Origin of the sequence: Planococcus citreus, assembly GCF_003664125.1 — a bacterium.
GTDB classification, from domain to species: Bacteria; Bacillota; Bacilli; order Bacillales_A; family Planococcaceae; genus Planococcus; species Planococcus citreus.
On the sequence record NZ_RCCP01000002.1, the window covers coordinates 270,788 to 294,265 of the forward strand.

17 protein-coding genes, 1 other RNA gene, 1 pseudogene and 1 other annotated feature are annotated in these 23,478 nt (G+C 51.1%); of the genes and pseudogenes, 2 read left to right on the plus strand and 17 right to left on the minus strand.

Going from position 1 to position 23,478, the window contains the following annotated elements:
* Positions 1-41 precede the first annotated feature (41 nt).
* The 10 genes and pseudogenes from mltG to cymR form a co-directional block, all read right to left on the minus strand.
* A pseudogene (mltG, locus tag DFR62_RS09600) lies at positions 42-1,167 on the minus strand (endolytic transglycosylase MltG).
* A gap of 92 nt (positions 1,168-1,259) precedes the next feature.
* Positions 1,260-1,568 carry a DUF1292 domain-containing protein gene (locus tag DFR62_RS09605; protein ID WP_112232425.1) on the minus strand — a complete coding sequence of 103 codons (309 nt, stop codon included), beginning with the start codon at positions 1,566-1,568 and terminating at the stop codon, positions 1,260-1,262.
* 13 nt (positions 1,569-1,581) lie between these two features.
* On the minus strand, positions 1,582-1,998 hold the full coding sequence (gene ruvX, locus DFR62_RS09610) for a Holliday junction resolvase RuvX (protein WP_068461903.1): 417 nt from the start codon (positions 1,996-1,998) through the stop codon (positions 1,582-1,584).
* 2 nt (positions 1,999-2,000) lie between these two features.
* The gene (locus tag DFR62_RS09615; protein ID WP_058383651.1) at positions 2,001-2,267 is read right to left on the minus strand and encodes an IreB family regulatory phosphoprotein; all 267 of its coding nucleotides are present in this window, start codon (positions 2,265-2,267) and stop codon (positions 2,001-2,003) included.
* Positions 2,268-2,354: 87 nt separating this feature from the next.
* Positions 2,355-4,979, minus strand: a complete 2,625-nt coding sequence (gene alaS / locus DFR62_RS09620; protein ID WP_121300074.1) for an alanine--tRNA ligase — start codon at positions 4,977-4,979, stop codon at positions 2,355-2,357.
* A 306-nt stretch (positions 4,980-5,285) separates the two neighbouring features.
* The gene (gene recD2 / locus DFR62_RS09625; protein WP_121300076.1) at positions 5,286-7,724 is read right to left on the minus strand and encodes an SF1B family DNA helicase RecD2; all 2,439 of its coding nucleotides are present in this window, start codon (positions 7,722-7,724) and stop codon (positions 5,286-5,288) included.
* Positions 7,725-7,750: 26 nt separating this feature from the next.
* Positions 7,751-8,410: a tetratricopeptide repeat protein gene (locus DFR62_RS09630; protein WP_175578513.1), complete on the minus strand. Its 660-nt coding sequence runs from the start codon at positions 8,408-8,410 to the stop codon at positions 7,751-7,753.
* A gap of 14 nt (positions 8,411-8,424) precedes the next feature.
* Positions 8,425-9,543: a tRNA 2-thiouridine(34) synthase MnmA gene (gene mnmA, locus DFR62_RS09635; protein ID WP_121300080.1), complete on the minus strand. Its 1,119-nt coding sequence runs from the start codon at positions 9,541-9,543 to the stop codon at positions 8,425-8,427.
* 15 nt (positions 9,544-9,558) lie between these two features.
* Positions 9,559-10,692: a cysteine desulfurase family protein gene (locus DFR62_RS09640; RefSeq protein ID WP_175578512.1), complete on the minus strand. Its 1,134-nt coding sequence runs from the start codon at positions 10,690-10,692 to the stop codon at positions 9,559-9,561.
* 14 nt (positions 10,693-10,706) lie between these two features.
* Positions 10,707-11,123 (minus strand): cysteine metabolism transcriptional regulator CymR, encoded by a 417-nt coding sequence (gene cymR, locus DFR62_RS09645; protein ID WP_058380971.1) that lies wholly within the window; start codon positions 11,121-11,123, stop codon positions 10,707-10,709.
* 137 nt (positions 11,124-11,260) lie between these two features.
* Between cymR and DFR62_RS09650 the strand changes: the two genes are divergently transcribed.
* Entirely contained in the window at positions 11,261-12,544 is a 1,284-nt protein-coding gene (locus tag DFR62_RS09650; protein ID WP_121300084.1) for a replication-associated recombination protein A, read from the plus strand.
* A 53-nt stretch (positions 12,545-12,597) separates the two neighbouring features.
* Here DFR62_RS09650 and DFR62_RS09655 read toward each other — a convergent pair whose 3' ends face one another.
* The 4 genes from DFR62_RS09655 to hisS all read right to left on the minus strand — a co-directional run bounded on the left by DFR62_RS09655 (position 12,598) and on the right by hisS (position 16,763).
* Complete coding sequence (locus DFR62_RS09655) at positions 12,598-13,359, minus strand: tRNA threonylcarbamoyladenosine dehydratase (RefSeq protein WP_058380973.1); 762 nt, start codon at positions 13,357-13,359, stop codon at positions 12,598-12,600.
* 105 nt (positions 13,360-13,464) lie between these two features.
* Positions 13,465-13,648, minus strand: a non-coding RNA gene (gene ssrS, locus DFR62_RS09660) — 6S RNA.
* A gap of 44 nt (positions 13,649-13,692) precedes the next feature.
* Complete coding sequence (gene aspS, locus DFR62_RS09665) at positions 13,693-15,477, minus strand: aspartate--tRNA ligase (RefSeq protein ID WP_121300086.1); 1,785 nt, start codon at positions 15,475-15,477, stop codon at positions 13,693-13,695.
* A gap of 2 nt (positions 15,478-15,479) precedes the next feature.
* On the minus strand, positions 15,480-16,763 hold the full coding sequence (hisS, locus tag DFR62_RS09670) for a histidine--tRNA ligase (protein ID WP_121300088.1): 1,284 nt from the start codon (positions 16,761-16,763) through the stop codon (positions 15,480-15,482).
* Between the two features lie 47 nt (positions 16,764-16,810).
* Positions 16,811-17,051, minus strand: a binding site (T-box leader).
* Between the two features lie 117 nt (positions 17,052-17,168).
* On the opposite strand from hisS, the gene DFR62_RS09675 reads away from it, so the two are divergent.
* On the plus strand, positions 17,169-18,737 hold the full coding sequence (locus DFR62_RS09675; protein WP_121300090.1) for an N-acetylmuramoyl-L-alanine amidase family protein: 1,569 nt from the start codon (positions 17,169-17,171) through the stop codon (positions 18,735-18,737).
* A 415-nt stretch (positions 18,738-19,152) separates the two neighbouring features.
* On the opposite strand, the gene dtd is transcribed toward DFR62_RS09675, so the two are convergent.
* From dtd to DFR62_RS09695, 3 genes are all read right to left on the minus strand, one after another.
* Positions 19,153-19,605, minus strand: coding sequence for a D-aminoacyl-tRNA deacylase (dtd, locus tag DFR62_RS09685; protein ID WP_121300094.1), 453 nt, complete (start codon positions 19,603-19,605; stop codon positions 19,153-19,155).
* Positions 19,606-19,614: 9 nt separating this feature from the next.
* Positions 19,615-21,807: a RelA/SpoT family protein gene (locus DFR62_RS09690; RefSeq protein WP_121300096.1), complete on the minus strand. Its 2,193-nt coding sequence runs from the start codon at positions 21,805-21,807 to the stop codon at positions 19,615-19,617.
* Positions 21,808-21,924: 117 nt separating this feature from the next.
* A complete protein-coding gene (locus tag DFR62_RS09695; protein ID WP_121300098.1) occupies positions 21,925-23,478 on the minus strand; it encodes a glycosyl hydrolase family 28-related protein in 1,554 nt (517 codons plus the stop codon).

Here is a 23,478-nt window from a genome sequence, read left to right on the forward strand (position 1 = left end):
AGAAAAGAAGAAGGGAAACGGACGCTCCCTTCCTTCTTAGATCAATTTCCGATATGTTCATCGCGGTATTCTAGATGCTGTTCGTAGCTGGTCGAGAAGTAGTTATTGCCTTCTGAGTCAGCCAGGAAGTACAGATATTCCGTTTGGTTCGGGTCGAGCACCGCTTCAATGGATGATGCGCCGGCAGCGGCGATCGGCCCAGGCGGCAAGCCTTTATTCGTATAGGTGCTGTAAGGATCTTCGAACTCGTAATCTGAGTTGAACAAGCGGTCCTTATGCTCGCCCATCGCATAAATGACGGTCGGGTCTGTCTGAAGCGGCATATCTTGGTCTATGCGGTTGTAGAACACGCTCGCGATGGTTTGACGATCTGACTTCGCTGTCGCCTCCTCTTCCAGGAGTGAAGCAAAGGTCAATAGCCAATGAGGCGATTTTCCCTGTTCCTGCAAGACGCTTTGATATGGTTCGATATTCGCTTTTGTGGCATCGAGCATTTGCTCAATCAATACAGTAAGCGAAGGACTTTCCTCATAGATCGGGTAAGTCGCAGGGAACAGATAGCCTTCAAGCGCATATCTGACATTCTCGCCTTTGATTTCCTCTGTCAATAAATCAGGATATTTGACCATCAATTCATCGATATAGGCTTCATCCTGCACTTGTTCCATAAATTGCTCTGCTGTGTAATCCGTTTTTTCAGCAATCACACGCTCGGCAATCTCTTCCAAGGTCAAGCCTTCAGGCACATTGATCGTATACAAAGGCTCATGGTAAACTTTCCCAGTTTTCAAACTTTGCGTAATTTCGTCCAATGTCATCGATTGGGTCAAGCCATAATTGCCTGCTTGGAATTCCGATTCATTTTTGAACTTGACGTAATACTTGTAAATTCTGGCATCTTTTATGACGCCATTCTCTTCAAGCAATGCGGCAATGCTGTCCAGGTTGGAACCGATCGGCACTTCGACATCGATGACTTCCTCTGAATCAGGATCGACAGGCTCGAGCGCGTCCGTGACATAGCTATAAGCTTGCCATCCGGCCACTGCGACGACTACAAGAAGGACAAGCGCTACGATCAGCACGATACGCCGAACGACTCTCACTTCTTTTTTTCTTTTCCTTCATCCTGTCGAACATCACATCTTTCTTTGACTGCTTTTCCACGGGTGTTCCCCCTCAGCTATTCATCTCTCCAAAACAGAAGGCGATTCAAACGAAAGGGACGGAATCAAGGTTCAATTCCGTCCCCGTTATGGTTATTGCTCTTCGTTTTCTTCTTCTTGCTCAAGGAAAGTATTGAGCATTTCTTCGATCATGTCCCATTCCTCTTCCGTTTCGACCGGGCGAAGTTCGCCGCCGGAAACGTTCTCTTCAGAGTCCAGGTTTTCAGTGAATGAAGATGCGTGGATCTCGATCTCGCCTTCTTCGTCTTCATCTGCTCCTACCGGGAAATACAAAACGTATGATTTTCCGAAATCTTCCGATTCAAATGTGAACAGCACTTCGAATAATTGCTCGTTGCCGTGCTCGTCCACTACTGTAATATGCTCTTGACCATGTTCCATTTGTGTCACCTCATCATTTTTTTGAATCAAGATAGCCTTGCAAAATCATCACTGCGGCCATCTTGTCGATCACTTTTTTGCGGTTTTTCCGGCTGACATCGGCAGAAATCAACATTTTCTCTGCTGCCATTGTCGTTAGCCTTTCATCCCAAAGCACTACCGGTATATCATATCCTTCTTTTAGCAATGCTGCAAACTTTTCGGAAGCTTCCGCCCGTGGCCCGATTGAGTTGTTCATGTTCTTTGGATAGCCCACGACCGCTTCCGTTACTTTGTATTCCTTGATCAATTCACCAAGGCGCTCAAGCCCGAACTGGCCGTTCGCCTCGTCGATTTTGACGGTTTCGATGCCTTGGGCTGTCCAGCCAAGTGCATCACTGATCGCCACTCCGATCGTTTTGGAGCCGACATCCAATCCCATTGTTCGCATAATTATTCCTCGTTATTCTTTTTGATATAGAACTTCACCAGTTCTTCCAAAATTTCATCCCGCTCCAGTTTCCGGATCATGTTCCGGGCATCCTGGTGGCGAGGGATATAAGCTGGATCACCTGAAAGTAGATACCCGACGATCTGATTGATCGGGTTGTAGCCTTTTTCCTCTAGAGCAGCATGGACTTGCAGCATGACCTGCTTTACGTCCTGCTCCATCGATTCATCGGATGAATCGAATTTCATCGTGCGATCAAATGAGCTCACGACAAGCACCTCACTTTCGGAATGTGTATTGGCAATTCGTTCCTCTTGCTGAATAACATTATAACTGAAAGCGCAGATTTGTTAAACCTATTTGACTAAAGTGTAGACCGATTCGAGCGCCGTCTCCAGTTGCTCGGGATTTTTCGCCCCGGCCATCGCCATGTCCGGACGCCCGCCGCCTTTGCCGCCGCATTGTTCCGCGACCGCTTTGACGATATTGCCGGCGTGGTAATCCTTGCCGGCAATGTTTTTCGATACGCCCGCTGCAAGCATGACCTTGTCGCCGTCGCTCGCGCCAAGGACGATGACCGCCTGGTCGAATTTCGCTTTCAGGTCATCGACCATCTGGCGCAGCTGATTATTGTCTTTTGCTTGAACTTTTGCGGACAATACTGTCACATCTCCGACTTTTCTTGCCGACTCCAGCAATTCACCGGACTGGGCATTGGCGATTTTCTGCAACAGTGATTCGTTTTCGCGCTGCAACGCTTTGATATCGGTTTGTGTGGTTTCGACTTTTTGCACAAGGTCGCGCGGGTTGGCTTTCAATAGGGAAGCTGCCTCATCCAACGTTTTCTCGCTTTGCTTCATGTTCACATAAGCGCCTTTTCCGGTCAAAGCTTCGATGCGGCGTACGCCAGCACCGATGCCGCCTTCCGAGACGATTTTAAAGACGCCGATTTCGGATGTGTTCGCCACGTGGATCCCGCCACACAATTCGAGCGAGTAATCGCTGATCGCGACGACACGGACGACATCGCCGTATTTTTCGCCAAACAAAGCCATCGCGCCCATATCTTTTGCTTCCTGCAAGTTGTGGTAGCCAGATTCGACTTCGATGCCTTCCCAGATCTTTTCATTGACCGCTTGCTCAATTGTCGCCAGTTCTTCTTTCGTCACTTGGCCGAAATGGGAGAAGTCGAAGCGCAGGCGGTCTGGGCCGACGTACGATCCAGCCTGGTTGACGTGCGTGCCGAGGACATCTTTCAATGCCTGATGCAAGAGGTGGGTCGCCGTATGGTTCTTGATTGTATGGCGGCGCTCGGATGCATCGACTTTCGCTTTGACAGCCGTTTTCGTCAATTCACCCGAATCGACTCGGACATTATGCAAGTTCTGGCCGTTCGGCGCTTTTTTCACATCGAGTACGGAAGCTGACACCAAATCATTCGTCAAAGTTCCTTTATCGGCGATCTGTCCGCCGCTTTCCGCATAGAATGGCGTTCGGTCCAGCACGAGCTGCACTTCTTCGCCTTCTTGTGCGCTGTCAACCAATTCCCCGTCTTTAACGATAGCGACAATTTCAGCGTCCGCAACTGTATGCGTATAGCCGATAAATTCGCTTTCTTCTTTAATATTGCCGAGCACTTCGGATTGCGTCTGCATGGAATTGACATTTTGGCGTGCGTTTCTTGCACGTTCACGCTGTTCGTTCATCGCACGCTCAAATCCTGCATGGTCGACAGTCATTTCTACATCTTCTGCATATTCTTCCGTCAACTCCACCGGGAAGCCATACGTATCATACAGACGGAACACATCTTCACCTGGGATTTCGCTATGTCCGGCCTGTTTTTGCTTTTCGGCAACCGTAGACAAGATCTCCAACCCGTCATGCAAGGTTTCGAGGAAACGTTCTTCTTCGAGTTTCATGACGCGGACAATGAAATCTTCCTTGTCTTTGACTTCTGGGTAGAAGCTCTGCATGATGTCGCCGACAACCGGCACGAGCTGATACATGAACGGTTTTTCGATGCCGAGTTTCTTCGAATAACGGACCGCACGGCGCAACAAGCGGCGCAGCACATAGCCGCGGCCTTCGTTTGATGGCAACGCGCCGTCTCCGATGGCAAATGCGACGGTGCGCACATGGTCAGCGATGACTTTGAATGCCATGTCCTGCTCCTGGCTTTCGCCGTAGGATTTGCCGGAAATTTCCGCCGTCTTCTCGATGATCGGCACGAACAAATCCGTATCATAGTTGGTCGGCACGTCTTGCACAACTGAAGCCATGCGTTCCAAGCCCATTCCGGTATCGATATTCTGTTTCGGCAGCGGTGTGTACGTATGGTCCGGATTGTGGTTGAACTGTGAGAACACCAAGTTCCAGATTTCTAAGTAGCGCTCATTCTCGCCGCCCGGGTACAATTCAGGGTCTTCAGGGTCATTGCCGTAGCTCTCGCCGCGGTCGTAGAAGATTTCGGAGTTCGGTCCGCTCGGGCCTTCGCCGATATCCCAGAAGTTCCCTTCCAGGCGGATGATGCGTTCAGCCGGCACGCCGACTTCGTTGAGCCAGATGGCATAAGCTTCCTCGTCTTCCGGATGGATCGTCACCGACAACTTGTCGGCATCGAATCCGATCCATCTGTCGTCTGTCAGGAATTCCCACGCCCAATGAATGGCTTCTGTTTTAAAGTATTCACCGATAGAGAAGTTGCCGAGCATTTCGAAGAATGTATGGTGGCGTGCAGTCTTGCCAACATTTTCGATATCGTTCGTGCGGATCGATTTCTGCGCATTGACGATGCGCGGATTTTCCGGGATGACGCGACCGTCAAAATATTTCTTCAAGGTTGCGACACCGCTGTTGATCCACAATAGCGACGGGTCTTCGAACGGCACAAGCGGCGCGCTCGGTTCCACGTCGTGGTCTTTTTCTTTAAAAAAGTCGAGATAGAGCTTTCTGATTTCTTCAGCTTTCAAATTCTTCATCAAAATTCCTCCTTCTGCATAATAAAAAGCCTTCATCCCCTAATAAAAAGGGACGAAGGCTCGATTCGCGGTACCACCCTGGTTACACAGGAAAAATATCCTGTGTCTCTCAAGCGCCTTAACGCGGCGGGACGGCAGTGATTAGCTGCACTCGGGAGTAGCGTTCAAAAGATGCGGCAGAAGGCCCTTTCAGCCAAGGGGAGCCTTTTTCTAAGCAGCCGGAATCTCTTTACTGTCTCCGTCTAGGTGTTGTCTATCTGTTATAAATTGAATTATAGAAAACCACGCGGGCCTTGTCAAGCACGCTCACGCTTCTAGGAAGTCGCGCGGTGTGATGCCTTCCATGCCGATCATCGGATGGATGCGGTGGGCGTTTTGCTGCGTCAGGCTTTTCGGCCCGGCAACTTCTGCTTCCGGTTCCGACTTTTCGGTTGATGCTTCTAGTGCATCCGAGGCCGCCCCTTCATCCGGAACAGCCGCTATGCCCAGCCGGTCTGCCAAGGTTGTCAGTCGGCTCGAATCATCCGTACGCTCGACCCCGTAGCGGAAGACGCCCGGATCGCCGCACAGGATGAGGAAATCCCGGCTTCTAGTGATGCCTGTATAGAGCAGGTTGCGCCGCAGCATTTTCATATAGCCGCGGACGACCGGCATGATGACCGTCGGGAATTCCGATCCTTGCGCTTTATGGATCGAACAACAATAGGCGAGCGTTAACTGGTTCAAATCACTGCGCTGGTAAGTCACTTCGATGCCATCGAACGACACGACGAGCAAGTCCTGCTTCTCCACCGTCTCTTTTGCTTTCATGATGGCGACCACTTCGCCCATATCGCCGTTGAAGACATTGCTCTCAGGTTGATTGACTAGCTGCAGCACTTTGTCATTGATGCGGTAAGTGATATCACCGAATACCAGCTCTTTGCGGGAACCGTCATCGTTCGGGTTGACCATCTGTTGGATCATCTGATTTAACGCATCGATTCCGGCCGGCCCTTTATACATCGGCGCAAGCACTTGGATGTCTTTGATCGTATGGCCTTTCGACAATGCGCTCTTGACCACTTTTTCGACGACCATCGGAATCTGGTCCGCGCCTGCGCGGATGAACGATCGGTCGGATGTCTTCGCTTCGATATTATCCGGCAGTTTCCCGGCTTTCATTTGGTGGGCAAGTTCGATAATCGACGAGCCAGAACTTTGGCGGTAGATTTCCGTCAGCTCGACCGTCGGGATGCGCCCGGATGCCAACATATCCCGCAGCACTTGCCCGGGGCCGACCGGCGGCAATTGGTCCTGGTCGCCGACAAAGATCAGCTGGGCGTCGACAGGGACCGCTTTTAGTAATTGATGGGCAAGCCACGTGTCGACCATCGACATTTCATCGATGATGATCAATTTGCCTTCGATATCTTTTTCGGTTTCCTCTTCCCGTTCCTGCCCGTTAAAGCCGAGCAAACGGTGAATCGTCATCGCCGGCAAATCAGTCGATTCACTCAAGCGTTTTGCCGCACGCCCTGTAGGAGCTGCCAAAATGATCGGGAACGGCTCTTTTTTCTTGGCATAGTCTTTCGGGTCGAGCGACAGGCCATGCAGCTCTGCGTAAACTTCGACCAATCCCCGGACGACGGTCGTCTTGCCAGTTCCCGGGCCACCGGTGAGGATCATGACACTCGAATTCAAGCTTTTCTCGATGGCGTCGATTTGTGTCTCGGCATAATTCACGCCGAGCCGCTCTTCCGCTTCGCCAAGCGCTTTTCGGATCTCGGATGACGGGAACCCGTCGCGCGTCTCTTGCTCGGCAATCAAGGTTTCCAACTTCGTCGCGATGCCAACTTCCGAATAATACAGCGAAGGCAAATAAAGGCGGGTTTCTTCCCCCGCCACTTTGCCTTCTTCGTTCAATTCAATCGCCGCCTGGGAAATCGCTTCGACCGGAATGTCTTCGCGTTGGCTCGCTTCAAGCATTTGCTTGACGAGCGGAATCAAATTCTTCGCATCGACAAAGACATGCCCTTCTGACAACGATGCCTGGTTCAATACATGGAGGATCGCCGCTTTGATGCGGTCGGGATGGCTGCCGGTGATGCCGAGTTTCGAGCCGAGCTCGTCCGCCCGGTGGAAGCCGATGCCTTCGATTTCCTCGATGAGCTGGAACGGATTTTTCGTCAGGATATCAATCGTTTCCTCGCGGTAAGCCTGGTAGATCCTCATGCCGATTTGCGGGCCGAATCCCCAATCGTTCAATTGGATCATCACGCGTTCAAGACCCAAGTTCATCTGCAATGTCGAGCGGATCGTGTCTTTTTTCTCGTCCGACAGGCGTGGGACGCCATCAAGCGAATCGGGGTCTTCTAAGATTTTCTTGATGGCATCGCTGCCGAGTTTCTTGACGATCGTCTCGGCGGTTTTGCGCCCGATGCCATTGAACAAATCGCTTGATAGGTAATGGACGACGCCTTGTTCGGTTTCAGGCACTTCTTTTTTGAAAGTTTCCGCCTGGAACTGCACGCCGTATTTTGGATGGTTCTTGACGCTGCCGGTGAACTTGTACTGCTCTTCAAGCGACAGCTTCGGGAAATAACCGGAGACGATGATTTCCTTTTCGGTGTACGGGGTGTTGGTTTGCTGGATTTTCACTTTGATGATGGAGAAGAGGTTTTGGGGATTGTGAAAAATCGAGACGACCGGACGCCCCAGCACAAATTCACTTTCTTTTTGGAATAAATCGATCTGTCCGGACATGCGGCCGTCTCCTCTCTTTCATTTGTTCAATTCAAGCGTTCGTTGATCATATCGTAGGCATAACGCGCCATTTCGTTCTTGTCATCCAATGTGTACGCACGCTGCAAATGATACATGGCATCTTCCGTGCGGTCGCTCGATACGGCATACAACACGCCCAGGTTGTAATGGACATCGGAATTGTCCACATCGATTTCCAGCGCATAAACAAATTGTTCTTCCGCCATGTCAAAAAACTCAAGCGATGCCAATGTGATGCCGTAGCTGAGACGCGCTTGCAGGTCATTTGGATCCAATTCGACAGCCCGCTGCAAATAAGGCAAAGCGAGCTTCGGCTGTTCGATGCGTTCGAAGCATTTGCCGACCATATAATGGGCATCCGATCCTTCGATGCCATTTTGGATCGCTTTTTCATATAGCTTCAACGCTTCTTCGTAGCGTTCCGCGTTGTAATAGAGATTCGCCAATCCGTAATAAGCAGTCGCCGACGTTTCATCGAGCGTCAAGGCTTTCTGGAAAAAGCGTTCAGCGCGCTCGGTTTCGTTCATCGACGCCAATACATGCCCGAAGTTGATATAGCCGAGCGCGTCTTCCGGCTGTTGTTCGATGGCGTTCGTGAATGCCTGGATAGCATCTTCCGCCCTGCCTTCTTGCAAGGCTTTGATGCCGATTTCGTTATAATTCATCGCCGATTCCCCCATTATCCTACATAGTCCAGCTGTGAACCGTTTTTGAAGACACGGTCGATTGTGCCGCCGCCGAGGCATTCGTCACCGTCGTAAAAAACGACTGCTTGGCCCGGTGTAATTGCACGGACCGGCTCATCGAATGTAACGACCGCTTCGCCGTCTTTCATATCGACTGTGACGCCGACGTCCTGCTGGCGGTAGCGGAATTTTGCTGTGCACTGGAAGCTCGCGGACGGTGCATCACCGGTCGTGAAGCTCAAGTTGACCGCAGTCAGGCTATCGGAAAACAGTGCATCGTGGTGGATGTTCTGCCCGACATATAAGACGTTTTTCTCCAAGTCTTTCCCGATGACGAACCACGGGTCACCCGCTCCGCCGATGCCGAGGCCTTGGCGTTGGCCGATCGTGTAATACATCAAGCCATCATGAGAGCCTTTTTTGACGCCTTCCAAGGTTTCCATAGAACCCGGTTGAGCTGGAAGATATTGGCTGAGAAATTCCTTGAAATTGCGTTCACCGATAAAGCAAATGCCGGTCGAATCTTTTTTCGTCGCTGTCGCAAGTCCTGCTTCAAGGGCGATTTCACGCACTTCTTTCTTCTCGATCGCACCAAGCGGGAACATGACTTTCGACAATTGTTCCTGGTTCAGCTGGTTCAAGAAATACGTTTGGTCTTTATTATTATCGACGCCGCGCAGCATATGTGTGACGCCGCTTTCGTCCGTTTCGACGCGTGCGTAATGGCCGGTTGCGAGATAATCCGCACCGAGGCTCAAAGCGTGTTCAAGGAATGCCTTGAACTTGATTTCCTTATTGCACATGACGTCCGGATTCGGCGTGCGTCCCGCTTTGTATTCCTCGAGGAAATACGTGAACACTTTATCCCAATACTGCTTTTCAAAATTGACTGCATAATACGGAATGCCAATCTGGTTGCAGACGCGGATGACGTCTTCGTAATCTTCCGTGGCGGTGCAGACGCCGTTTTCGTCGGTATCGTCCCAGTTTTTCATGAAGATGCCGATGACATCATAACCTTGTTGCTTCAATAAATAAGCGGCAACCGAAGAGTCGACCCCTCCGGACATGCCGACGACTACGCGTGTATCTTGTGGAGCTTTTGTTTCCATTTTTATTCACCTTTTCTATTTTTGCGCCAGGCGCTTCGTGATTTGAGCCGTTTTTCCGGCTGCTTGTGTAATATCCGCGGCGGTCAAGCCGATGCCGAAACTGAAACGGATCGAATTGCGCAGTTCTGCGGCATTTTGCCCGTACATCGCAACAAGGACGTGCGATGGGTCGATCGAACCGGCCGTGCATGCCGAACCGCTTGAGGCGGAAATGCCGGACAGGTCCAAATTGACCAAGAACGATTCAATGTCGATGCCGTCCAAGGAGACATTGAAAATATGCGGCAATTGATCGATGCCGTTCTCTTTAAAGTCGATGCTATTTCCCTTGAATTCGGCACGGAAAATTTCTTTGAATTCCGTGAACGCTTGGCGTTTATCTTCCATCGTTTCCTGTGCGATTTTCACTGCGCTGGCAAACGCCTGGATGGCCGGCACGTTTTCCGTTCCGGCACGGCGTTTGCGTTCCTGCTCGCCGCCATACATCAAGGGCTTAAGCGGCGTGTTCTTGCGCTGGTATAAAAATCCGATGCCTTTCGGGCCGTTCACTTTGTGGGCAGAGACCGAAAGCAAGTCGACGTTCAACTCATCCACATCGATTGGCAACAGGCCATACGCCTGCACCGCATCGGTATGGAAAGTGACATTTGTCCCTTTCAATAGCTCCCCGATTTCGGCAATCGGCTGAATCGTACCGATTTCATTATTGGCGAGCATGACCGTCACGAGAATCGTATCATCCCGCAGCGCTTGTTTCACGTCTTCCGGCTTGACGCGGCCCGTTTCATCCACCGGCAAATAAGTCACATCATAGCCCTGTTTCGCCAATTCTTCACAAGCGTGAAGAACCGCGTGATGTTCGGCTTGGGTGGTGATGATATGGCGGCCTTCTTTGGCGCTGGCTGTTCCGAAGATCGCCAAATTATCCGCCTCTGTGCCGCCGGATGTGAAGATGATCTCGGTATCGTCTGCCTGAATGCTTGTGGCGAGCGTGCGCCGTGCTTCGTCCAAAATGCGCCGCGCATCGCGGCCGGTCTGGTGGATGCTTGATGGGTTGCCGTAATGCTCACTTAAGGCTTTGGCGAACACTTCAGCTGCTTGCGGATGCATCGGCGAAGTCGCCGCATGGTCCAAATAGATCTGTTTCATAATTCATTAACTCCTTATATATAGAACATATAATGTTCGGTGTCGCCTTCTTCTGTCTGTGCCAAATCCTCGATCGTCGTCGTGTCCAAGACGTTCTTCACGGCATCGCGTATGCGTCCCCACAATTCACGCTGGGGCTGTTTTTCGTCTTCGATGCCTTCGACCGGCTGGATCGGCCCCTCGAGCACACGGATGACGTCTCCCGCTGAAATCTCTTTCGGATGGCGCGTCAGCATATAGCCGCCGTATGCGCCGCGCACGCTTTTCACGAGCCCCGAATTGCGCAGCGGTGCCACGAGCTGTTCAAGATAAGCTTCCGACAATTCATTGTCCGCGGCAATCTTGCGCAACGGCACCGGGCCTGCCCCATATTGTTTTCCTAATGCAATCATAATTGTTAAGCCGTAACGGCCTTTCGTTGATATTTTCATCTAAAACTACTCCTCTGGAACCTAATCGTCAATTCTTCAAATAAGTATAGCATATCTTACAGGACATAGGCTTTCAATGACTTTCAGCGCACGATTCGCTATACTGATGGAATGAATAGACGGAAGGAGTTTTCCTCGTGCAAAATGAACCACTCGCTTTCCGCATGCGTCCGCGGACCATCGACGAAGTTGTCGGCCAAAAAGATGTCATCGGTCCTTCAACTGCATTGTATAAAATGATCAAAAGCGGCCATGTGCCATCCATGCTCTTATATGGCGACCCAGGAATCGGCAAGACCTCGATCGCGCACGCCATCGCCGGAACGTCCGATTTGCCATTCATCGCGCTCAATGCGACGACCTCCGGCAAAAAAGATGTCGAATCGGTCGTTCAAGAGGCGCGCATGACCGGCAAGGTATTGTTGTTTCTAGATGAGATCCACCGCTTCAATAAATTGCAGCAGGACGCGCTGTTGCCGCATGTTGAATCCGGTTCGATCGTGCTCATCGGCGCGACGACCGAAAATCCGTTCCACGACGTCAATCCAGCGATCCGCTCACGCTGCGGCGAAATCAAGCAGCTCAAGCGGCTGACGCAAGACGATATTGTCGAACTGTTGAACAGCGCATTGGCGGATGAAAAGCGCGGGCTCGGCCGCGAAAAAATCCGAATTTCCAAAGAACAAGTCACCCGCATCGCCGAAGGGACGAACGGTGACGCGAGAAAAGCCTTGACGATGCTCGAATCGATCGTCATCGCGTCAGATGAAGAAGAAGGCGAATACCTCGTTGATGACGGCATCATCGAACAGATGATCAAACGCGTCGGCGTATTCGGTGACAAAAAAGGGTCCCATTTCTTCAACCTGTTATCGGCTTTGCAGAAATCCGTACGCGGAAGCGATGTCAATGCGGCGATGTATTACCTCGCACATCTGCTGGAAAACGGGGACCTTACTGCGGTAACGAGGCGCTTGCTCGTCATGGCTTACGAAGACATCGGACTTGCCAATCCAGCAGTTGGCGGGCATGTGCTCGCGGCGTGCCAGGCAGCGGACCGGCTCGGGTTACCGGAAGCACGCATCCCGCTCGCCCAGGCGGTCGCCGAGATGTGTTTGTCGGAGAAATCCAATTCGGCTTACCGCGCCATCGATGCAGCCACTGCCGCGATCAATAAAGGCCAGGTCGGGGACATCCCGCCGCATCTGCGCGATACCCATTACGCGGGCAGCGCCGAACTCGGGCACGGCGGCTATAAATATCCCCACGATACGCCGATCGGCTCGTTCGGCGGCTGGGCTGACCAGGATTACTTGCCGAAAGAATTGAAAAAAGCGGAATTCTACAAGCCCGTCGTCGCCGGAGAAGAAAAGAAATTCGCGGGCATCTACGAAAAACTGAAAGGCTTCCGCAAAAAATAATGTATAAAAAACGGACGGAGAATGATAGCATTCTCCGTCCGTTTTTCTATGATCTATTGATTGACGCGCTGGATATGGATCGATTTGGTGATCTGGTTGACAACCCAGCTCGCGGCAATCAAGCCGACGGTCGATGGGGTGAACGCGTTGGAAGATGGCGGCATCTGTGCTTTACGGATTGCTGCGTCTTTTTTGCCGACGGTTTCGACGACATCTTCACGGACGACGATTGGGCTTTCATCTGAGAAGATCACCGGTACGCCTTTGCGGATGCCCGCTTGTTTGAGTTTCTTGCGGATCATTTTCGCCAAAGGGTCGGTATGGGTCTTCGAGATGTCCGCGATTTTAAAGCGCGTCGGGTCCGTCTTGTTGGCGGCGCCCATGCTCGAGATGATTGGAATGCGGCGGCTATAGCATTCTTTGATCAGGTGCACTTTATAGATCAGCGTATCCGAAGCATCGATAACATAATCGGGTTTGTGGCTGAAAAATTCTTCATAGGTCTCTTCTGTGTAGAACATATGAAGTGTCACCACTTCACAGTCCGCGTTGACATCCAGAATTCGCTTTTTCATGACCTCAACTTTGGACTGGCCAACCGTGGATAGATTCGCTACCAATTGGCGGTTGATGTTGGTGATGTCGACATCGTCTTTATCGACAAGGATGATTTTTCCGACGCCGCTTCTTGCGCAAGCTTCGGCTGCAAATGAACCGACTCCGCCGACTCCGAGGATGGCGACCGTCGAACCTTTGACCAGGTCCATTCCTTCTTTGCCGATGGCGAGTTCATTTCTTGAAAATTGATGTAACATATTCACACTGCCTTTCAGATTCAATATTAAATAGGGATACTAGGGATTATACACATAGAAAATCCCTCCGGCAAATGCCGGAGGGATTTGGATTGCTTATGTAGGAAGAATCCCGATCGTGCCGTCCTTTGTGTTGCGCATCGTTTGAACCCGCTTATAGCAGGTGGGTGACCGCATCACCACTTATAACTTCCCGTTAAGGCATGTTAGCCATGGTGATATGTAGGTCTCCCGACGACAAAATGTTGGGTCAAAATCGAATTGCTAAAAACGAACACATCAGGATTCTCTCTACAAGTATAGTAGCATACCCGAAAAAGATGTACAAGCCTTTTACTCTGAATCTTTTTCACTATTCTGAATAGTTACCGCTAGGTTTAATTCTTCCAATTGGGCCGATGATACTGCACTCGGCGCCTCCGTCAGCATATCGCTTGCGGAAGCGGTCTTCGGAAATGCGATCGTGTCGCGCAGGTTGGTGCGCCCTGCCAATAGCATCACCAAACGGTCAAGGCCGAATGCAATGCCGCCATGTGGAGGCGTCCCGTACTCGAATGCTTCGAGCAAGAAACCGAATTGCTCTGTCGCTTCTTCTTTCGAGAAGCCGAGTACTTCGAACATTTTCTCCTGGATGTCGCGTTTGTAAATACGCGCCGATCCCCCGCCGAGTTCGTAGCCGTTCAATACTAAGTCATAAGCTTGGGCACGTACGTTTTGAGGTTCTGTGGAAAGCTTGTCGAGATCTTCTTCGAACGGCATCGTAAACGGATGATGTGCTGCGTAATAACGGCCGTCTTTGTCGTCGTATTCAAGCAGCGGCCAGTCGGTGATCCATAGGAATTTGAAGATCGATTGGTCGATCAAGTCCAAGTCTTTGCCGAGCTTCATACGCAAGGCACCAAGAGCATCTGCCACGACCGTTTTCGAGTCGGCGACAAACAATAGCAAATCTCCTGCTTCAGCATCAGCCGCTGCGATCAAGCTATCAGCCATCTCTCCTTCGAAGAATTTAGCGATCGGCCCTTTGACGCCGCCTTCTTCCACTTTCAGCCACGCCAAGCCTTTCGCGCCGTAACGAGCAGCGAATTCGCCAAGTGCATCGATGTCTTTACGTGAATAATTGGCGGCTTGTCCTTTGGCGTTGATTAATTTGACTTGCCCGCCAGATTCGACGGCACCTGTAAAGACTTTAAACGCGGAGTCTTTCACCAGTTCCGATACATCGGTCAATTCCATGCCGAAGCGGACATCAGGCTTATCTGAACCAAAACGTTCCATGGCATCACGGTAGCTCATGCGCTCGAATCCTGAGTCGATGTCGATGCCTTTTACATCCTTCATCACTTGGATCATCAAGCGTTCGTTCAATTCAATGATGTCTTCCATCGTCTGGAAGCTCATTTCCATATCGATTTGCGTGAATTCCGGCTGGCGGTCAGCGCGCAAATCTTCATCGCGGAAACAGCGTGCGATTTGGTAATATTTATCTACTCCTGAAACCATCAGCATTTGCTTGAATAATTGCGGTGATTGCGGCAAGGCGTAAAATTCACCGTCGTGTACGCGGCTTGGCACCAAATAGTCACGTGCGCCTTCCGGAGTGGATTTCGTCAAAATTGGCGTTTCCACATCCAAGAATCCTTCGCTGTCGAGGAAATTGCGGATTGTTTTCGTAACGTCTGAACGCATTTTCAATGTTTCGAACATCGCCGGGCGGCGCAAGTCCAAATAACGGTATTTCAAGCGCAGGTCTTCGCTGACATCTGTTTGGTCTTCAATCGCAAACGGCGGGTTTTTCGCGGCATTGATGATTTCTACATTATCCACTTGCACTTCGATTTTGCCAGTTTTCATCGCTGCGTTCACTTGGCCTTCCGCCCGTTCGACGACTAAGCCATCAATATGGACAACAAATTCATTGCGCAATGATTCACCGATTTTTGACGCAGGTTCCGAAATTTCCGGGTTGAAGACCACTTGGACAATTCCTGAACGGTCGCGGACATCGACGAAAATCAATCCGCCAAGGTCGCGGCGTTTGCGGACCCACCCTTTCAATGATACGCGCTGGCCGATTGCCGTTTCGTTCACTTCTCCACAATAATGTGTTCTCGACATATTTATTCCTCCAATGATTTCTTTTTCTGGATGCTTTCAGCCAATTCACCGAATGGCACTTCCTGCTGGTCACGCGTCGCCATTTCTTTGACGGCCGCTTTGCCGCTCTCGAGCTCCGATTCACCGATGACGATGACAAAACGTGCCTTTTTGCGGTCGGCAGACTTCATCTGTGCTTTCATCTTGCGGTCAGTGAAATCCATATCCGCCGAGATGCCATTTGCGCGCAAGTCGCGGACAATAGATACGGCTTTCTTTTTCGATGCCGCATCCATTGCGATGACGTATGCATCAAGCGATTGGTCTTGTCCGATTTCCACTTTTTCCATTTCCAGTGCGAGCAATAAGCGTTCGATGCTCATCGCAAAGCCGATCCCCGGGGATTCCGGGCCGCCGAGGTCTTCGACTAGCCCGTTATAGCGGCCGCCGCCTGCAAGCGTCGTAATTGCCCCGAAGCCTTCTGCCTCGCTCATGATTTCAAAAGCGGTGTGGTTGTAATAATCAAGCCCTCTTACCAGGTTCGGGTCGACGACATAGCTGATGCCGAGTTCGTCCAAATAGTCCTTAACCTGCGTAAAATAAGCAGCCGATTCTTCGTTCAAATAATCTGCAAGAGAAGGAGCCGTCGCCATCAAGGGATGTTCGCGGTCCACTTTGCAATCGAGAATGCGCAGCGGATTCTTCTCCAGGCGATTTTGGCAATCGCCGCAGAATTCTTCAATCGACGGCGCGAAATGTTCGATCAGCGCTTGTTTATGCGCCAAGCGGCTTTCGGTATCGCCAAGTGAATTCAAGACGAGCCGCAAACTTTTCAGCCCGCTCGATTTATAGACGTCCATGGCGAGCGCGATGACTTCCGCGTCGATGGCAGGGTCTTTCGAGCCGATTGCTTCCACGCCGAACTGCACAAACTGACGCATGCGACCGGCTTGCGGCCGCTCATAGCGGAACATCGGGCCGGTATAGTATAGCTTCACCGGCTGGTCAGGTTGGCCGAAGAGTTTGTGTTCGACATATGAACGCACGACGGATGCTGTTCCTTCCGGGCGCAATGTCAAAGAACGGTCTCCACGGTCCTGGAATGTATACATTTCCTTTTGGACGATATCGGTCGTGTCGCCGACGCCGCGCTGGAACAATTCCGTGTGTTCGAAAACCGGCGTGCGGATTTCCTTGTACTGATACAGGTTGCATAATTCATTGATCGTCCGTTCGACTTCCTGCCATTTGGCAGATTCTTGCGGCAGCACATCATATGTGCCGCGCGGTGCTTGGATATTGCCCATTTTCATCTCTCCTTTTCCATACAAAAAAGCCCCCGCCCCTTGCTTGCGCAAGGGACGAGAGCTAAAAATTAGCTTCCGCGGTTCCACCCTAGTTGACGCAACAATCTGCGCCCTCTCTGTCCGGATAACGGCCGGAACCGTCTTAGCCTAATAAGCGCAAGGCGCCGTTCAGTAAAGAACCTCAAGAGTGTTGTTCGTTGCAGATCTCTGCAGGAAAGCTTTCAGCCCAGGGCTTTCCCTCTCTTTTCAGTCGATGCCAGCAATTACTTTCTCCGTCTTCAGCAAAATTATATAAGTAGAATAAATCAATCTTAATCAGCTGAAGAAATCTTGTCAAGCTTTTGCATACATTGCCTGATTTTTTTGATATTATGATGAAGATGAACTTAATTTAGGAGGCCCGCTATGCAACGACGATTATTACTCACCTTGCTGGTTTTCATTTTGGCCTTATCTGGCACGATCCCATTAGCCGTTTCGAATCCTGCCCATGCAGATAACGGCGAGGTGTCCGCGACCGGCTCAACGGTCAACATCCGGACCGGGCCAGGTTTGAGCTATGAAGTGATCGGCTCGATGAAACAAGGTGACAAAGCACAACAAGTTTCACGCAGCGGCGATTGGATCGAGATCCGCCACGGCAATACAGAAGGCTGGGTCGCTTCCTGGCTCGTCAGTACAGAACAAGCACAAGAGGCATCAGCCCAAACCGCTGTATCTTCTGTCGACAGCTTGAACATTCGCGCGCAGGCAGATCTATCTTCCGCAGTGCTGTCGAAAATGAATGCCGGCGAACAAGCACAAGTGATTGCGAGCCACGGTGACTGGACAGAAGTCCAATTCCGCAATGTCCGCGGCTTCGTCTCGACACAATACATAAGCTTGACTGAGCAACAAGCCGCATCTCCGGAAGACTCCTCTTCCGAAGAACCGGCAGAAGCGGCTCAAGCTCTTGAAAAACTGTCTTCATTCCGCATCGCGGTCGACGCACTGAATGTCCGTTCTGAACCGAGTTTAAACGCGGAAATCCAGGCCTCTGTTAAAGAAGGCCAAGTGTTCAACGTAAAAGGAATGGACGGCAATTGGGTCCAGCTTGAACTTGCAGAAGGTGAAACCGGCTGGGTCTACGCCTTCTACGGCGAATTGTCCGACCAGCCCGCACAACAAGCAAGCTCTACCGATGAACAAGTGACCGTCCTTACCGACGGCACGAATCTGCGCGCACAAGCGAACACCTCTTCAGAAGTGGTTACGCGGGCGGATGCCGGCAAGCAGCTATCGGTCGCAGGCAAAGAAGGCCAATGGTATTTAGTGGCGCTTGAAGATGGCCGCCAAGCGTATATTGCCGATTGGGTCGTGCGTACAGGAACAGCCACTGAAACAGCCGAGGCCGAAAAAGAACAACCGGCCAGAAAAGCCGGCACATTGAACGGCTTGACGATCGTCTTGGATCCGGGCCACGGGGGCAATGACGGCGGCACGGTCGGCGTCCGGAAAACGAACGAAAAAGACCTGACCTTGAAAACAGCTGAAATTTTGTCCCATCACCTGCGCTCTGCAGGGGCGGAAGTCGTTATGACAAGACAGTCCGATGTTTATGTCGACCTTCGCCACCGCGTTTCCGAAAGCCACCAAGTGGCAGCGGACGCTTTCATCAGCATCCATTACGATGCTACGGAAGACAGCACCGTTTCCGGCTTCACTTCGTATTACCAGCATCCGTACCAGCAAAAATTGGCCGAGCACATCAACGGCGGTTTGGCCGGTAAATTGACGCTCGATGACCGCGGCGCGAGAAAAGGCAATTACCTCGTCTTGCGGGACAACCGCCAGGCTGCGGTGCTCGTCGAACTTGGCTTCCTCAGCAATTTCAACGAAGAACGCATCGTCTCGAGCGACCAATTCCGTGAACAAGCGGCACTTGGCCTATACAACGGCATCATCAGCTATTTCGATTCTGAATTAAGCGAATAAAATCGAATGCCCCGCTTCTCAAATGAGAAGCGGGGCATTCTTTGTTTTAAGTGGATTATCACTCGACGCTGGAAGCTTCAAGGAATCATTTCCAGCTATTTTCTCTATTGTAAAAGAGGCAAGTACATACGCTTACCTCTTCCAGAGAGTTGAATAAGTTTGTAATCTGTTATAAGTCAAAAAAGAGCTTAGCTTTTTGACATTTATTAATCAATGACCTGACTGAGTATTTGGAGAAGCGTTTGCTCGACTCCTGTGGGACTAGCGGGTTTGAGAGACCCCGCAGGAACGAAGTGACGAGGAGGCTCGATTCCCGCCCCACGGAAAGCGAGCAATAAGCTTCGGAAAATACGATTATCAAGAGTTTCTCGACGAGTTGAAAGAGGCAAGCACATGCGCTCACCTCTTTTTCTCATTATTTCTTAGCCCCGTCCGAATCGACAATGATGGTAACCGGCCCATCGTTGACGAGCTGGACGTCCATCATTGCGCCGAATACGCCGGTTTCAACCTGGAGGCCGTGGCTTGCCAATTCCTGGTTGAATTTCAGCCATAACGGTTCCGCTTGTTCAGGGCGCGCCGCTTCGACAAAGCTTGGGCGCCGCCCTTTTTTCACGTCCCCGTACAAGGTGAACTGGGAAATCGACAGCACGCTGCCCCCCGCTTCCTCGATCGAGCGATTCATCTTGCCGTCTTCGTCTTCGAACAAGCGAAGCCCTGTAATTTTCTTGGCGGCATAAACTGCATCCGCTTCGCTATCGCTATGGGTGATGCCGACCAATAAAACATAGCCGGAATCGATTGCCCCGGTAATTTGCCCGTCAACAGTGACGGACGCTTTTTTTGAACGCTGCAATACGACTTTCATAGCTCCTCCTTAGTTCGTCACGCGTGTAACCGAATAAACGTCTGGAATTTGCTTGATGCGTTCCACGACACGGTTCAGGTGGGAGATATGCGGAATCATGATCGACAAATTGATCGTCGCGATCTTGTCTTTGTCGGCACGCCCGCTGACGGCGGTAATCGTCGTCTTCGTCTCGCTGACCATGTGCATCACTTCATTGATCAAGCCGGTGCGGTCATATGCCTGCACTTCGATATCGATTTGATACGATTTATTTTCAGGCGAACCCGCATTTTCCCATTCGACCGGGATCAGCCGGTCGGATTCATCTGCCTGTATATTCGGGCAATCTGCGCGGTGAACCGAGACGCCACGGCCTTTGGTGATAAAACCGAGAATGGCGTCGCCCGGCACCGGGTTGCAGCATTTCGACAAACGGATCATCATATTATCGATGCCGCGCACGATGACGCCGGATTCCGTCTGTTTTTTCGGCTGATTGGATTTCATTTCCACGGTGATTTTTTCGATGGCTTCTTCCTGCTCACGCTTTTTGCGCTGGCGCTCCGCCAAACGGTTGACGACTTGCTGGGCAGTGATGCCGTTGAACCCGACAGCCGCATACATATCGTCTTCGCTGGCGAAATTGTATTTCTCGATGACGCGTTTAATGTTCTCCGCTGTCAGCACTTCTTTTTGGGTGAATTCCTGTGCTTTGATTTCTTTTTCGACGAGGTCGCGCCCTTTATGGACGTTGTCGTCGCGTACTTGCTTCTTGAAGAATTGCTTGATTTTGTTTTTTGCCTGCGTCGATTTGGCGATATTCAGCCAATCGCGGCTTGGGCCGACCGATTGCTTGGATGTCAAGATTTCGACAATGTCGCCGGTATGCAGTTCGTGATCGAGCGATACCATTTTACCGTTCACTTTTGCACCGATCGTCTTATTGCCGATTTCGCTATGGACGCGGTAGGCAAAATCGATCGGGCAAGAGCCGTCTGGCATTTCGATGACGTCGCCTTTCGGGGAGAACACGTAGACCATATCCGAAAACAAGTCGAATTTCAGTGATTCCATGAATTCTTCCGCATTGTCGGATTCGTTCTGGAAATCAAGGATTTCGCGGAACCACGACAGGCGGGAATCCACGGAACTGAGCGGCTTGTCGGAAGTCTTGCCTTCTTTGTAAGCCCAGTGCGCCGCGACCCCGTATTCGGCGATGCGGTGCATTTCTTCAGTACGGATCTGCACTTCCAAAGGATCGCCCTGCGGCCCGATGACCGTCGTATGGAGCGATTGGTATAAATTCTGTTTCGGCATAGCGATATAATCCTTGAAGCGCCCCGGCATCGGCTTCCATGTGGAATGGATGATGCCAAGCACCGCGTAACAGTCTTTGATGCTGTCGACCGTGATGCGCACAGCGAGCAAATCATAGATTTCATTGAATTGCTTGTTTTGCATCGCCATTTTCTTGTAAATACTGTAAATATGCTTTGGACGCCCGAATAGATCGGCTTCAATGCCAACCTCATCCAACTGGACGCGGATTTCGCCCATGACATTATTCAAATAATCTTCCCGCTCCGTGCGTTTTTTCTTCATTAGATTGACGATGCGGTAATATTGCTGAGGGTTCAAATAACGAAGAGCCGTGTCTTCAAGCTCCCATTTGATCGTATTGATCCCTAAGCGGTGTGCAATCGGCGCAAAGATCTCCAGTGTCTCGTTCGCTTTAATGCGCTGCTTTTCGACCGATTGGTATTTTAAGGTTCTCAAATTATGCAAACGGTCAGCCAGTTTGATGAGGATGACGCGGATATCCTGCGCCATCGCTACAAACATCTTGCGGTGGTTTTCCGCCTGTTGTTCTTCTTTCGACATATACTTGATCTTGCTGAGTTTCGTCACGCCATCGACCAATAATGCGACTTCCTCATCGAATTCGCGGACGATGTCTTCGCGGCTGACGTCGGTGTCTTCTACGACATCATGCAAAAAACCCGCTGCGACTGTGGCCGGATCCATCTGCAATTCTGCGAGGATCCCGGCCACTTGCACCGGATGCACAATATACGGTTCGCCGGATTTCCGGAATTGGCCATCATGGGCTTCATAGGCAAGCTGGTAAGCCTTCTTAATCGTTTCTACGTGCTCTGCATTCATATAGGACGCAACCATTTCGAATACATCTTCAACTGTTCTCACTTGATCTTTCGCCATAATTGCCCACCTTGCTTTATTTATTTCCAGAAGAGTATTTCTTTATTATAGATAACTTTCCGCTAAAAAGTAAAGCTTTTGCGTGTTTTCATCTATCTCCGGGAAATACCCCAGGGGCTACAGGCGGTCTGCTTTCTGTTTACGGATGCCGTCGACCATGATCCATTTGCTGTCATCGCCCACTGCGACGGTCTTGTTCGATGAATCGACGCTCATAATATTCTTGACACGGACGTTGCGCGCGCTTTGCTTTCCGCCCATGATGGAAATGTCAGATCCCGCGGTCCGGAAGCCGCGTACCACGCCATTCGACAGCGAAATGTGCTCAGCCCGGTACTGTATGGCGGAGGCGGGCCGCCCTTTATAATCGTAGAGCGGATCGCCTTCGAACAGGAAGCGGTTGATCGCAACATTGCGGTAGCCGGAAATGACTAGCGAGCGCGGCGATGAATCTTTATAAAGCCGCGTTTCGACAGGTGCCAGTGAAACGAGGCGCTGCGCTTTGATATTATAGGCCGATAAGGATTCGGGATCTTCCCGCAAGTGATGGCCGATATGCCGGAAGTTGAATGAGCGGTTGTCATTGACCGACAAATGGCCGGAAATGAAGACGCCGGACGCTGCCGACGAATTGGCGTGCGCTTTGATTTCGATGCCGCCGAAGCAGCGCGATGTGGAATTATTGAACAACCAGACGTGCCTCGAGCCGTCATCGATTTCAATGCCATTGGAGTTGGAGTAGCCTTTTTTATGCGCTTTTCCGCTTGGGTCGGAAAAATGGCAGTTCGAGACGAAGACATAATCGCTATGATGGGTCGTTAAGCCGTCGTCCCCGAAACCGAAACCGTTCACTTTATCGACCCAGATGTATTTGCTGCCGCCCCTCCCGCGCATGCCGTCGCCTGCGTAATTATAGAGCGGCGAGCTGATGTCGACGCAGTGCAGTCCGGGATTGATCGCTTCGACATCCCGTACCCAGCCGTACGTGACGCCCGCAAAAGTGACACAGCTTGAATAATTGCCCCACGCATTGGTGCGTTCGGTCTGGCCGAGCCGTTCCACATTCCAGTCGAGGCTCAAGCTTTCGATCGAGATATTGCGGTTGCCGGTCACATAATTGGAGTTCGTCAATAAACGCGAACGCTTCGGTGCTTTCGGATGCAGCTTGATGACCGAGGCAGTCTTGCCCGCCCCGACGATCCGGCTCCATGAAGGGACGCGGATGCCTTTGACGAGATAGACGCCAGGCGGGACCGTCACTTCCACACGCCCATTGCCAATCGCTTTCTTGAATGCTTCGGTGCAATCGGTGATGCCGTCGCCGATCGCCCCGTAATCGCGTATGTTGACACGCCGGTTGATCGTCGAATCGAGCTTTTTGTATTCGCGGTCCAACTTGCCTTTCCATTCCGGAAACAAGTCCTGGCCAAACACGATGGTGCCATAACCGTTATCGTCCGCAACTTCATACTCATCGGCAAAAACAGACCAGAGCTTCTCGAAAAAATGGACAGGCCGTTTGATGCGTACACGCGGGAGATCTTTCTTGATGTCATTGAACAGCGCTTCGGTCTCCCTGGTAGTCTGTTCTAGAGGAGTTGCATCGTTTAACAGCTGCCCGATCAATTCATTGTTTTGCACAGGGTCATACCGTCTGTCCAATTCGATCAT

Coding starts and splice junctions, on each gene's coding strand:
- DFR62_RS09605 (WP_112232425.1), bottom strand. CDS start 1,568: ATGGAACATGGTCAAGAGCATATTACAGTAGTGGACGAGCACGGCAAC.
- ruvX (WP_068461903.1), bottom strand. CDS start 1,998: ATGCGAACAATGGGATTGGATGTCGGCTCCAAAACGATCGGAGTGGCG.
- alaS (WP_121300074.1), bottom strand. CDS start 4,979: ATGAAGAATTTGAAAGCTGAAGAAATCAGAAAGCTCTATCTCGACTTT.
- recD2 (WP_121300076.1), bottom strand. CDS start 7,724: ATGTCCGGACAGATCGATTTATTCCAAAAAGAAAGTGAATTTGTGCTG.
- DFR62_RS09630 (WP_175578513.1), bottom strand. CDS start 8,410: ATGAATTATAACGAAATCGGCATCAAAGCCTTGCAAGAAGGCAGGGCG.
- mnmA (WP_121300080.1), bottom strand. CDS start 9,543: ATGGAAACAAAAGCTCCACAAGATACACGCGTAGTCGTCGGCATGTCC.
- DFR62_RS09640 (WP_175578512.1), bottom strand. CDS start 10,692: ATGAAACAGATCTATTTGGACCATGCGGCGACTTCGCCGATGCATCCG.
- cymR (WP_058380971.1), bottom strand. CDS start 11,123: ATGAAAATATCAACGAAAGGCCGTTACGGCTTAACAATTATGATTGCA.
- DFR62_RS09655 (WP_058380973.1), bottom strand. CDS start 13,359: ATGTTACATCAATTTTCAAGAAATGAACTCGCCATCGGCAAAGAAGGA.
- aspS (WP_121300086.1), bottom strand. CDS start 15,477: ATGTCGAGAACACATTATTGTGGAGAAGTGAACGAAACGGCAATCGGC.
- hisS (WP_121300088.1), bottom strand. CDS start 16,763: ATGGGCAATATCCAAGCACCGCGCGGCACATATGATGTGCTGCCGCAA.
- DFR62_RS09675 (WP_121300090.1), top strand. CDS start 17,169: ATGCAACGACGATTATTACTCACCTTGCTGGTTTTCATTTTGGCCTTA.
- dtd (WP_121300094.1), bottom strand. CDS start 19,605: ATGAAAGTCGTATTGCAGCGTTCAAAAAAAGCGTCCGTCACTGTTGAC.
- DFR62_RS09690 (WP_121300096.1), bottom strand. CDS start 21,807: ATGGCGAAAGATCAAGTGAGAACAGTTGAAGATGTATTCGAAATGGTT.
- DFR62_RS09695 (WP_121300098.1), bottom strand. CDS start 23,478: ATGATCGAATTGGACAGACGGTATGACCCTGTGCAAAACAATGAATTG.